General features: G+C 68.6%; 11 protein-coding genes. 6 read left to right on the top strand and 5 right to left on the bottom strand.

The window, feature by feature from the left end; genetic code table 11:
* On the bottom strand, window positions 1-460 hold a 460-nt coding region (locus tag QZV81_RS00995; protein ID WP_363331566.1), incomplete at its 3' end, for a DUF3027 domain-containing protein.
* On the bottom strand, window positions 453-836 hold the full coding sequence (locus tag QZV81_RS00990; RefSeq protein WP_292831172.1) for a cold shock domain-containing protein: 384 nt from the start codon (window positions 834-836) through the stop codon (window positions 453-455). The genes QZV81_RS00995 and QZV81_RS00990, both read right to left, overlap by 8 nt.
* A 150-nt stretch (window positions 837-986) precedes the next feature.
* Here QZV81_RS00990 and QZV81_RS00985 point away from each other — a divergent pair, with 150 nt between their 5' ends.
* Genes QZV81_RS00985 through QZV81_RS00975 form a run of 3 tightly spaced genes read left to right on the top strand, consistent with a single transcriptional unit; the run spans window position 987 to window position 4,669 of the window.
* A complete protein-coding gene (locus QZV81_RS00985) occupies window positions 987-1,268 on the top strand; it encodes a multidrug ABC transporter ATPase (RefSeq protein ID WP_292831133.1) in 282 nt (93 codons plus the stop codon).
* A 1-nt stretch (window position 1,269) separates the two neighbouring features.
* Complete coding sequence (locus QZV81_RS00980; RefSeq protein ID WP_292831130.1) at window positions 1,270-2,994, top strand: helicase-associated domain-containing protein; 1,725 nt, start codon at window positions 1,270-1,272, stop codon at window positions 2,992-2,994.
* A gap of 34 nt (window positions 2,995-3,028) precedes the next feature.
* Complete coding sequence (locus QZV81_RS00975; RefSeq protein ID WP_292831127.1) at window positions 3,029-4,669, top strand: DNA repair helicase XPB; 1,641 nt, start codon at window positions 3,029-3,031, stop codon at window positions 4,667-4,669.
* 40 nt (window positions 4,670-4,709) lie between these two features.
* On the opposite strand, the gene QZV81_RS00970 is transcribed toward QZV81_RS00975, so the two are convergent.
* A complete protein-coding gene (locus QZV81_RS00970) occupies window positions 4,710-5,684 on the bottom strand; it encodes a type II CAAX endopeptidase family protein (protein ID WP_292831124.1) in 975 nt (324 codons plus the stop codon).
* A gap of 72 nt (window positions 5,685-5,756) precedes the next feature.
* Between QZV81_RS00970 and QZV81_RS00965 the strand changes: the two genes are divergently transcribed.
* The 3 genes from QZV81_RS00965 to QZV81_RS00955 all read left to right on the top strand — a co-directional run bounded on the left by QZV81_RS00965 (window position 5,757) and on the right by QZV81_RS00955 (window position 8,634).
* Window positions 5,757-6,449 (top strand): response regulator transcription factor, encoded by a 693-nt coding sequence (locus tag QZV81_RS00965; protein WP_261607470.1) that lies wholly within the window; start codon window positions 5,757-5,759, stop codon window positions 6,447-6,449.
* Window positions 6,450-6,461: 12 nt separating this feature from the next.
* Complete coding sequence (locus QZV81_RS00960) at window positions 6,462-8,201, top strand: HAMP domain-containing sensor histidine kinase (protein ID WP_292831117.1); 1,740 nt, start codon at window positions 6,462-6,464, stop codon at window positions 8,199-8,201.
* Window positions 8,202-8,346: 145 nt separating this feature from the next.
* Window positions 8,347-8,634: a WXG100 family type VII secretion target gene (locus QZV81_RS00955; RefSeq protein ID WP_292831114.1), complete on the top strand. Its 288-nt coding sequence runs from the start codon at window positions 8,347-8,349 to the stop codon at window positions 8,632-8,634.
* A gap of 184 nt (window positions 8,635-8,818) precedes the next feature.
* Here the strand turns inward: QZV81_RS00955 and groL are convergent, their stop codons facing one another.
* Both groL and QZV81_RS00945 read right to left on the bottom strand, forming a co-directional pair.
* Window positions 8,819-10,438, bottom strand: a complete 1,620-nt coding sequence (gene groL, locus QZV81_RS00950; RefSeq protein ID WP_292831111.1) for a chaperonin GroEL — start codon at window positions 10,436-10,438, stop codon at window positions 8,819-8,821.
* Window positions 10,439-10,608: 170 nt separating this feature from the next.
* The gene (locus QZV81_RS00945; protein ID WP_292831108.1) at window positions 10,609-10,821 is read right to left on the bottom strand and encodes a cold shock domain-containing protein; all 213 of its coding nucleotides are present in this window, start codon (window positions 10,819-10,821) and stop codon (window positions 10,609-10,611) included.
* Window positions 10,822-10,864 lie beyond the last annotated feature (43 nt).

Genomic DNA, 10,864 nt, shown 5'->3' with positions numbered 1-10,864 from the left:
AGGCGTCCAGATCGTCGAGGTCGTCCAGTTCATCGTCGAGGTCATCGTCGAGGTCATCGTCGAGGTCCTCATCGAGATCGTCGTCCGGGGCTCCGTCGCTCTCGGTGCCGCCGTCCTCGTCCTCGTTCCCGGCCGCAGCCGCTGCTTGCGCGGCCTGATACTCGGCCAGGCGCTCGGCCCACGGCACCCAGTCCGGCGCGAGGAGCGCGCCGTCGCCGGGCAGCAGCTCGACCTCGAGCACCGTGGGTTCGGCCCCCTCGACCACGGCGAGACTGACGGTCCAGAACCACGAGGGATACCCGGGCTGCGTGTTCGCGAAACGGAGCGACACGACCCCGTCCTGCTCGACCGCGTACCCTTCAGGGGCTCCGACGGTGCCCGGAGGCGTGATCTCGTGCAGGGCGGCGAGCGCCAGGTCGCGGGCTCCCAGCAGCCGCTCGTCCGGCTGCGGGTCAGGCATCAAGATCATCGGCGACCTTGCGCAGAATCGCCGCGACCTTCTTGCCGTGCGCGGGGCTCGGATAGTTGCCGTGGCGCAGGTCTCCACCGACGTTGTCGAGGAGCGAGACGAGGTCCTCGATCACGACGGCCATGTCGTCGGCCTTCATGCGGTTGCGCTTGGCGAGGGTCACCGGCTCGTCGAGCACCCGCACGGCGAGCGCCTGCAGTCCGCGCTTGCCGTCGGCGACGCCGAAGTCGAGCCGCGTCCCCGGCTTGAGACCCGTGGTACCGGCAGGAAGAGCGGTCGCGTGCAGAAAGACGTCCTGGCCATCGTCGCCCGAGATGAAGCCGAAGCCCTTCTCCTCGTCGTAGAACCTGACCTTGCCGGTGGGCATCTCAACCTCGCTGATCGACACCCGCGATGCGGGTACCTGCTGTGGGGGCATCCGGCCGTGGGGACACGGCGAACGGGCGCCGGATGGCACCACATCCAGCCTACGGCACCGCCACCGCGGCGAAGCGTGATGCGCAGTAGGCTGAGTCCGATGTCCTCCTCGACTCCCCCCTCACGCGACGATCTGCCGGTTCGCCGCATCGACCGCATCCTCGCCTTCATGTCGCTCGGGCTGTTGGTCCTGTCGATCATCTGCTTCATCGCGATCATCATCGGCACCTCCTCGGGCCTCGAGTACTCCGACTTCCAGACCGGTGTCTGGCCGGTGGTCAGTGCGCTGCTGTACGTCGCGCCGATCATCGCGTTCCTGTTGCTGCTGAGCGTGCTGATCATGACCTTCATCCGGAGGGCACGGGAGAGCAAGGGCCGCTGACGTGGCGGCCTCGGACGCACGTTCCCTCGCGAGCCGCATCGCACAGCTCGATGACCCCACGCTGACGGACATGCTGGCCCTTCGCCGCGTCTCGGCCTCGGTGGCCTGGTCCGACGCGTTCGACGCGGCCGATGCGCTGCTCGATCCGGCGTCCGTCTCCCGCGCGCTCATCGAGTTGTCCGCAGACGACGCCGATGCGCTCGACGCAGCCCTCGAGAGCGGCGGAGCGATCCCGGACGGCGTGTCTCGCGATCGACTGAGCGCACGCGCACTGGTCGACGACGAGGGCCGCCCCTACGCCTCGGTCGCCGCGGGTCGGGCGCTCGTCAACCGCGTCGCACCGAGGCCCGCGAGTTCGAATGCGCCGGTCGCGGCAGCGAGCGATGACCACGCGGCCGAGCTTGCGTTCGAGGCCTCGGCCGCACTGGCCGACATCCTGCAGGCCACGCTCATCCTGCCCGTCTCCCGCATCGGCTCAGGTCTGCTGGGCGCGGCCGACCGTCGCCGGCTCGTCGAATCCGGAGCCGCCCCGGACGGCCGCGGCGCGGACGAGCTGATCGCCATCGCAGAGCGCGCGGGACTCCTCGCGGTCGATGACCGGCACTGGCTGGTGACGCGCGCCGGCATCGAATGGATGAGCCTGGGCACCGTCGACCGGTGGGAGTCGGTGGCGCGCCGTCTGCGCGAAGCGCTTCCCTCGGCCGTGCGCACCGTGGAGGGCGGGTGGATGCCGGTGGCCGAGTGGCCGACGGCCTATCCGTTCGATCCGACGTGGCCGAACCGGGCGGCGGTCCTGCGCGGACAACTCGAACGGTGGGCCGTCGTGGCCGCCGATGGCGAGCCGGCCGGCTGGGCACGGCGATTCGCCGCGGGTGGCGATGCCGATCTCGGCGCGCTTCAGGCACGGCTGCCGCCGGAGGTGGACCGCGTGTACCTGCAGAACGATCTCACGGCGATCGCTCCGGGACCGCTGGCTCCTCAGCTCGACATGCGCCTGCGCCTCATGGCGCGCCGCGAGTCACGGGCCCAGGCATCCACGTATCGCTTCACGGCCGAGACGCTGTCCGAAGCCTTCACGGCGGGCGAGACCGCAGACACGGTGCGCGAGTTCCTCACCGCGCTGTCACTGACGGGTCTGCCGCAGCCGCTCGCGTACGAGATCGAGCGGTCGGCGAGCCGGCACGGCGCGCTCCGGGTGGGTCCCGACTCGACGGGTCAGACACTCATCACCAGCGACGACACCTCTCTGCTGCGCACCGTCGCCGTCGACCAGGCGCTTCGCCCGCTCGGGCTCACGGACCTCGACGAGGGATTGGCCACGCGCAGCAGCCCCGACACGGCGTTCTGGCTCCTCGCCGATGCCCGGTACCCCGTCGTGGCGGTGGGCCCCGACGGTCAGCGGCGTACCCTCGACCGCCACCGGCTCGCGCCCGACGTCCCCGCCGCGCCGGCCCCCGCCGGCGCCGCGTACGCGCCTCTGGTGGCGCGGCTGCGCGCCGCGCACGCGCACGACGCCGATGCCGCCTGGCTCGGCCGGGAGCTCGAACAGGCGGCGCGCTCACGCGCGCTCCTGATCGTCGCCGTGCGGCTTCCGGACGGCAGCGATCGGGAGGTGACGCTCGAGGTGACCGGACTCGGCGGCGGGCGGCTGCGCGGACGTGACCGCGGCGCCGATGTCGAACGCACGCTGCCGATCTCGAGCATCGTGAGCGTGCGCCCCGTCTGAGCGGACACAGCCGGCGCGGGTAGACTTTCCCGTTATGGCTGATGGCCCCCTGATCGTTCAAAGCGATCGCACCGTCCTGCTCGAGGTCGCCCACCCGCAGGCGGAGAGCGCGCGCCACGAGCTCGCGATCTTCGCTGAGCTGGAGCGCGCACCCGAGCACATCCACACCTATCGCATCACCCGCTTGGGTCTCTGGAACGCGCGCGCGGCCGGCCACGACGCGCAAGACATGCTCGCGACGCTCGACCGATGGTCCCGCTTCCCCGTACCGCCGTCGGTGTCGACCGACATCCGCGAGACCGTGGGCCGCTACGGCCGGCTGGTGATCGAACGCGATTCCGACGGGGCGCTGATCCTGCGCGCCAACGATGCCGCCGTCCTGGCCGAAGTCGCGCGGAACAAGCGCATCCAGCCCCTGCTGATCGGCCACCCCTCGCCCGATGTGTTCGTGGTGGACGCGTGGGCGCGCGGCCATATCAAGCAGGAGCTGCTGAAGATCGGCTGGCCGGCCGAAGACCATGCCGGCTACACGCCGGGGACCCCGCACGAGATCGATCTCGCCGAGGAGGGCTGGACGCTCCGCCCGTATCAGCGGCAGGCCGTCGACATCTTCCGGGTGGGCGGATCGGGTGTCGTCGTGCTCCCCTGCGGCGCGGGCAAGACCCTCGTGGGCGCCGCCGCGATGGCCGAGACGAAGACGACGACGCTGATCCTGGTGACCAACACGGTCAGCGCGCGGCAGTGGCGCGATGAGCTGCTCAAGCGCACGTCGCTGACCGCCGATGAGATCGGCGAGTACTCGGGACAGGCGAAAGAGGTCAAGCCCGTCACGATCGCGACCTACCAGATCCTCACCGCGAAGCGGAAGGGCGAGTACGCCCACCTCGCGCTGCTGGACGCCCTGGACTGGGGTCTGATCATCTACGACGAGGTGCACCTGCTGCCGGCGCCGGTGTTCAAGCTCACGGCAGACCTCCAGGCGCGCCGTCGGCTCGGTCTCACGGCGACACTCGTGCGCGAGGACGGCCGAGAGGGCGATGTGTTCAGCCTCATCGGCCCCAAGCGCTTCGACGCCCCGTGGAAGGAGATCGAAGCGCAGGGCTTCATATCGCCCGCCGTCTGCTACGAAGTGCGTGTGGACCTGCCGGCATCCGATCGGCTGGAGTACGCTGCGGCCGCCGACGACGAACGCTACCGGCTGGCGGCGACCGCGCAGGCGAAGATCCGCGTGGTGCGTGACCTCGTCGCGCGGCACGCGGGCGAGCAGATCCTCGTGATCGGACAGTACCTCGATCAGATCGACGTGCTCGCCGACGCTCTCGGGGTGCCGAAGATCACGGGAGCGACCCCGGTCGACGAGCGCGAATCGCTCTACGGCGCGTTCCGCGAGGGACGCATTCCCGTGCTGGTCGTCTCGAAGGTGGCCAATTTCTCGATCGATCTGCCGGAGGCATCCGTCGCGATTCAGGTGTCGGGCTCGTTCGGGTCGCGCCAGGAAGAGGCGCAGCGCCTCGGGCGCCTGTTGCGCCCGAAGACGAGCGGCCGCACGGCGAGCTTCTACACGCTCATCGCCCGCGACACCGTCGACCAGGATTTCGCGCAGAATCGGCAGCGATTCCTCGCCGAGCAGGGGTACAGCTATACGATCCTGGATGCCGACGCCATCGCCGCGTGACCAATCCCGCGCGCGGCGCGCGCCGGGCGGATCGAGCCGCCTACCGCTGGCGACCCGCGGGGATCTGGACCGGGGACGTCTGGTCGAAGGGAGATGGTGCGGGCAGAGTCAGCACGAGCGTCCGCGGCATCCGGGAGCGCCGGAAGAGCACCTCGACGACGGCGACGTACCCGCCGATCAGAACGACCGACCACAGCATGCTCAGCGGGCCTTGATCGGTCGCCGTCGGATCAGCCCCGCTGGCGAGGCCCGACAGGAATCCCACCAGGTTGTTGACCACGTGCAGCGCGATGGCCGCCTCGAGCCCACCCGTGCGCCAGGTGAGCCAGCCCGCCGCGACCGCGAAGAGCGCGACCCCCACCTGCCCGTACACGTCATAGAGGTGCCCGACGACGAACAGCGGCACCGGAAGCAGGATCGCGAACGCCGGATGCCGCAGCCACCGCCCGATGGTCTGCATCAGGTACCCGCGGAAGATGTACTCCTCGGCCGCCGACTGCAACGGCACCAGCAAGAGCACGATGACGAGGGTCACCGCCCAGAGCGGGTTCTCCCGCGGTGCAAGCGGCGTCCCCTCGGCCGGAAACAGCAGCGACAAGCCCGTGAGCACGACCGCGATGACGGCCGCGGCGGCGGCGCACAGCAGCATCCAGCGCCAGCGGAGGCGCCCCGCCGCCGACGAGATCAACCCGACCCGGCGGCCGTTGACGATGAGCGAGGCCAGCACGTACGCGGGAAGCATGAGGGCGATCACTCCCAGCAGGAAGGACACGAGGAACGGGTCGGTCAGGTCGAAGGTCGGGGCGAGTGCCATGGCCTGGAACCGATCGAGGATGCCGGGGTCAGCGAAGGCCGCCAGCACCGTCGCGACGACCACGACCACCTGGAAGGCGAGGTAGAACGCGAGCGCGAGCAGTCCTGTTGCGAGCGGGGTCCACCACCCGCTCCGGCGGCGCGCGAAGACGAGGCGATGGAAGGCAAGGCCTCCCGTGAGGGCATCCGAAGGAAGCGTCATGTATCCATCATCACCCCGAGCGCAGTACCCGATATCCAGCAAAAGGAACGATGACGGTGCCAGACTGGCCCTATGACTGCACCGCGCATCCTCGTCGTGGACGATGAACCGAATATTCGCGACCTGCTCGTGACAAGCCTCCGCTTCGCCGGCTACCAGGTGCGAGCCGTCTCCAACGGCGCGCAGACCATCTCGGCCGTGCTCGAAGAGGAACCGGATCTGATCATCCTCGACGTCATGCTCCCGGATATGAACGGCTTCAGCGTCACCAAGCGGCTGCGCGGGGCCGGGTACACCGCGCCGATCCTCTTCCTGACGGCGAAGGACGAGACCGAGGACAAGATCGAGGGTCTGAACGCGGGAGGCGACGACTACGTCACCAAGCCCTTCAGCCTCGACGAGATCGTCGCCCGCATCCAGGCGATCCTGCGCCGCACCATGCAGGCAGACGAAGAGTCGACCATCAAGGCCGGCGAGCTCTCGATGGATCAGGACACGCACGACGTCCTCGTCGGTGACGTGTCGATCGACCTCAGCCCGACCGAGTTCAAGCTGCTCCGCTACCTCATGCTCAATCCGAACCGGGTGCTCAGCAAGGCGCAGATCCTCGACCATGTCTGGGAGTACGACTTCAACGGCGATGCCGGCATCGTCGAGAGCTACATCTCCTACCTCCGCCGCAAGATCGACCCGTATTCCAGCGAGCCGCTCATCCAGACGAAGCGCGGCTTCGGCTACATGCTGAAGGCCGGCAAGACGGCGTAGCCCGCCGTCGTCATGGATACTCTGCCGAGCCCTTCGCGGAACGCGAAGAGGAACGACCGGGTCACATCATGGTGGCGCGGCTTGAGCCTGCGCGCCAAAGTGACCGGGGTGACGGTCGCGGTCCTCGCGGTCGGTCTGTTCGCGGCGGGCGTCGGGACCATGGTGTTCCTGCGCGAGACGCAGATCGCGGCACTGGACCAGTATCTTCGCCAGCTCGTGACCACCGATGTCGCGAGTGCGCTGTTCGATGTCGAGGTGGTCGACGGCGTGCCGCGGTTCGCGGACCAGGGCGGACCGGCGACGCAGTATTTCATCGCGATCTACGGGCCGGACGGCTCGTTCATCGCCTCGGCGGGCGGCGACGGCGACGAACCGGAGTTCCCGGTATCCTTCTCGCTCGAGAAGACCCTGATGACGGGCACAGAACCCTTCACGCTGCCGTCCGCGGACGGCCCCGGCGAGTTCCACGCGAGCGTCGACTTCCTCCCGCCCATGCCCGGCGTGCGCGACACATACACGCAGCTCGTGGCGTTGCCGCTGGTCTCGGTGAACCAGACGGTCGCGTCGTACATCGGCATCTACACACTGCTGGCGCTCGTGACCCTGCTCGCCGGTGCGCTCGCGACCCGGTGGCTCGTGACGCTCGCGTTCCGCAGCCTCAGTCAGGTCGAATCGACGGCCATGTCGATCGCGGCCGGGGACTTCACTCAGCGCATGAGCGACATCTCCCCCCGTACCGAGGTGGGCCGGTTGAAGACAGCGATCAATGCGATGCTCGACCGGATCGACCAGGCTCTCGGACAGCGCGACGCGACGGTGCAGCAGATGCGCCGGTTCATCGGCGACGCGAGCCACGAGCTGCGCACGCCCCTGGTCACCGTGCGCGGCTATGCGGAGCTGTACCGGATGGGCGCGATCTCGGGCGACGAGCAGATCGCCCAGTCGATGGAGCGGATCGAGAAGGAAGCGATCCGGATGGGGGTTCTGGTCGAGGATCTGCTGGCGCTTGCACGACTCGACGAGCGCCGCGACATCGTCGTCACCGACGTCGACCTGCGTCCGATCGCTCGGGATGCTGCGCTCGATGCGCGCGCGACCGCGCCGGACCGCGAGGTCTCGTTCGCGACGCGGGAGCCCGCGCACGTTCGGGCTCCGGCGACGGCTCCCATCGCTGCTCCGACCGGCGGCACTGCGCGAAAGCCCCCCACGGGGATCGCCGGCGCTACCCGGTCTCTGCTACGACGGCGCCCGCGAGCGCTCCCGGACGACAGTGCCCCGGCATCTGACGACCCGCCTTCCTCGACCGCCGCCACCGGGCCGTTGCCGATCGTCCTGGGTGATGAGAATCGCATCCGCCAGGTCGTCGCGAATCTCATGGGCAATGCGCGGCGCTACACACCCGCCGGCTCACCGATCGAGCTGAGTGTCGGGGTGGATGAGCAGGCCGGCACGGGATGGATCAGCGTCGCCGACCACGGCGAAGGGATCCCCGCGCAGATCCGCGACAAGATCTTCCAGCGGTTCTGGCGGGCCGACACCTCCCGCACGCGGGACACGGGCGGCTCGGGGCTCGGCCTGTCGATCGTCGCGTCGGTCGTCGAGGCCCTGCACGGTTCGATTGCCGTGAGTGAGACGCCGGGCGGCGGCGCGACCTTCCGCGTGGCGTTCCCGCTGGCGCACGTGCGCGATGCCGCCGATCACCTGCTCATCGAGACCCAGCCTCTGCCACGGATCCGTGCCGTCGAGGAGTGACCGCGACCGCGGGGAGTGGTGACGCGGCCCGCAGCTTCCTCCCCAGTCAGCCGGATCGGCCGGCTCTCCCCAGATGGTGTGCGCTCCGCCTCGGGATGCCGTCACCCTCCCTAGCGTGGAGCCACATCCATCGGAAGGGGTTCACATGGCAATCTTCAGTGTCGACAGCGACGCGGTGCTCACCGCGACGGCAGCGATCCGCGCGACCAGCGACCGTCTGCAGGGCGAGACGGCGTCGATGCTCGCGCAGCTCACGCAGCTGCAGGGATCATGGACGGGCTCGGCCGCCGTCGCGTTCCAGGGCGTCATCGAACGCTGGCGCCATGCTCAGAGTGAGCTCGAGGCCGCCCTCGGCGACATCGGAGGGGCGCTTGCGCACGCGGGCAACCAGTACGCTCAGACCGAGATGTCGGCCGCCGGTCTCTTCCGCTGACCCGCTCGCCTCGGGCTCCCCCGCCGTGTCCCACTTTCGGTGGCCCGCGTCCCACTTTCCGCTGACCTTCGGCAGTGGGAGCGACGGAAGGTGGGACACGGGTGACGGACAGCGAGACAGACAGCACCGAAAAGGCGAAGGGCCCCTCCATTCGGAGAGGCCCTTCGCCGTGGTTATCGCGGACTCAGAAGTCCATGCCACCCGTCGGGTCGCCCATCGCGGGGGCGGCGCTCTCGGGCTTGTCGGCCACGACGACCTCGGTCGTCAGGAACAGGCCGGCGATCGACGCGGCGTTCTGCAGCGCCGAGCGGGTGACCTTGGCCGGGTCGATGATGCCCTGTGCGAACAGGTCACCGTACTCGCCCGTGGCCGCGTTCAGACCGTGACCGATCGGCAGCTCCGAGACCTTGTTGGCCACGACACCGGGCTCGAGGCCCGCGTTCAGCGCGATCTGCTTGAGCGGCGCTTCGATGGCAACACGCACGATGTTCGCGCCGGTCGCCTCGTCACCGGTGAGCTCAAGGGCGTCGAGCACCTTCTTGCCCGCCTGGATGAGCGCGACGCCACCACCCGCGACGATGCCCTCCTCGACGGCGGCCTTCGCGTTGCGCACGGCGTCCTCGATGCGGTGCTTGCGCTCCTTGAGTTCGACCTCTGTCGCCGCTCCCGCCTTGATGACCGCGACGCCACCGGCGAGCTTTGCAAGACGCTCCTGGAGCTTCTCCCGGTCGTAGTCGCTGTCGGTGTTCTCGATCTCACGCTTGATCTGAGTGACGCGACCCGCGATCTGGGATGCCTCGCCGGCACCCTCGATGATCGTGGTCTCATCCTTCGTGATGATCACCTTGCGTGCGCGTCCGAGCAGGTCGAGCGTCGTGTTCTCGAGCTTGAGCCCGACCTCTTCGGTGATGACCTGGCCGCCGGTGAGGATCGCGATGTCCTGCAGCTGCGCCTTGCGACGGTCGCCGAAGCCGGGAGCCTTGACGGCCGCCGACTTGAAGATGCCGCGGATCTTGTTGAGCACGAGAGTCGCAAGCGCCTCGCCCTCGACGTCCTCGGCGATGATGACGAGCTCCTTGCCGTCCTGGATCACCTTGTCGACGATCGGGAGAAGGTCCTTGATCGCGGAGATCTTCTGGTTGACGATCAGGATGTAGGGGTCCTCGAACACCGCCTCCTGACGCTCCGCGTCCGTGACGAAGTACGGGTTGATGTAACCCTTGTCGAAGCGCATGCCCTCGGTGAGCTCGAGCTCGGTGCCGAAGGTGTTGGACTCCTCAACGGTGACAACGCCCTCCTTGCCGACCTTGTCGATCGCCTCCGCGATCAGCGCGCCGATCTCGGGGTCCGCCGCGGAGATGGATGCGGTGGCCGCGATCTCCTCCTTTGTCTCGACCTCCTTGGCCGAGGCGAGCAGCTCGTCCGTGATGGCCTTGACGGCCTTCTCGATGCCGCGCTTGAGCGAGATCGGGTCGGCGCCGGCTGCGACGTTCCGCAGGCCCTCGCGGACAAGCGCCTGAGCGAGGACCGTGGCGGTCGTGGTTCCGTCGCCGGCGACGTCGTCGGTCTTCTTGGCGACCTCCTTGACGAGCTCCGCGCCGATCTTCTCGAACGGGTCGTCGAGCTCGATCTCCTTGGCGATCGAGACACCGTCGTTCGTGATCGTGGGTGCTCCCCACTTCTTCTCGAGCACGACGTTGCGGCCACGGGGGCCCAGGGTCACCTTGACGGCGTCGGCGAGAATGTTGAGGCCGCGCTCAAGGCCGCGTCGGGCCTCTTCGTCGAAAGCGATGATCTTTGCCATAAGTGTGTCGTCCCTCCCGGACGTGAGGATGAGTCTTTAGCACTCGCGTGGAGTGAGTGCTAACCCATTCTGGCACTCGGCAGGGGGGAGTGCAAGCTGCGGCCGCGGCCGGCGGCACACACACAACGACCTCCGCGCCGGAGCGCAGAGGTCGTTCGGGGAAGCGGGCGTCAGGCGACGACGTGCACGGCTTCGGCCTGGGGGCCCTTCTGTCCGGCACCGACCGTGAACTCGACGGCCTGGCCTTCTTCGAGGACCCGGAAGCCGTTCATCTCGATGTTCGAGTAGTGGACGAAGATATCCTCGCCGCCGTCGATCGTGATGAATCCGAAGCCCTTCTCGGCATTGAACCATTTGACGGTGCCGCGGGTCTGTGCGCTCATTGTGGATCTCCTGATGCAGTGGGACCCCGCCATGCTAACGAGC

This window comes from Microbacterium sp. (assembly GCF_011620665.1).
Taxonomy (GTDB): domain Bacteria; phylum Actinomycetota; class Actinomycetes; order Actinomycetales; family Microbacteriaceae; genus Microbacterium.
The sequence above is the reverse complement of the archived record's forward strand: the minus strand, read 5'-3'. Positions and strand labels throughout refer to the sequence as shown.

Coding starts and splice junctions, on each gene's coding strand:
- QZV81_RS00945 (WP_292831108.1), bottom strand. CDS start 10,821: ATGAGCGCACAGACCCGCGGCACCGTCAAATGGTTCAATGCCGAGAAG.
- QZV81_RS00990 (WP_292831172.1), bottom strand. CDS start 836: ATGCCCACCGGCAAGGTCAGGTTCTACGACGAGGAGAAGGGCTTCGGC.
- groL (WP_292831111.1), bottom strand. CDS start 10,438: ATGGCAAAGATCATCGCTTTCGACGAAGAGGCCCGACGCGGCCTTGAG.
- QZV81_RS00985 (WP_292831133.1), top strand. CDS start 987: ATGTCCTCCTCGACTCCCCCCTCACGCGACGATCTGCCGGTTCGCCGC.
- QZV81_RS00955 (WP_292831114.1), top strand. CDS start 8,347: ATGGCAATCTTCAGTGTCGACAGCGACGCGGTGCTCACCGCGACGGCA.
- QZV81_RS00970 (WP_292831124.1), bottom strand. CDS start 5,684: ATGACGCTTCCTTCGGATGCCCTCACGGGAGGCCTTGCCTTCCATCGC.
- QZV81_RS00965 (WP_261607470.1), top strand. CDS start 5,757: ATGACTGCACCGCGCATCCTCGTCGTGGACGATGAACCGAATATTCGC.
- QZV81_RS00975 (WP_292831127.1), top strand. CDS start 3,029: ATGGCTGATGGCCCCCTGATCGTTCAAAGCGATCGCACCGTCCTGCTC.
- QZV81_RS00960 (WP_292831117.1), top strand. CDS start 6,462: ATGGATACTCTGCCGAGCCCTTCGCGGAACGCGAAGAGGAACGACCGG.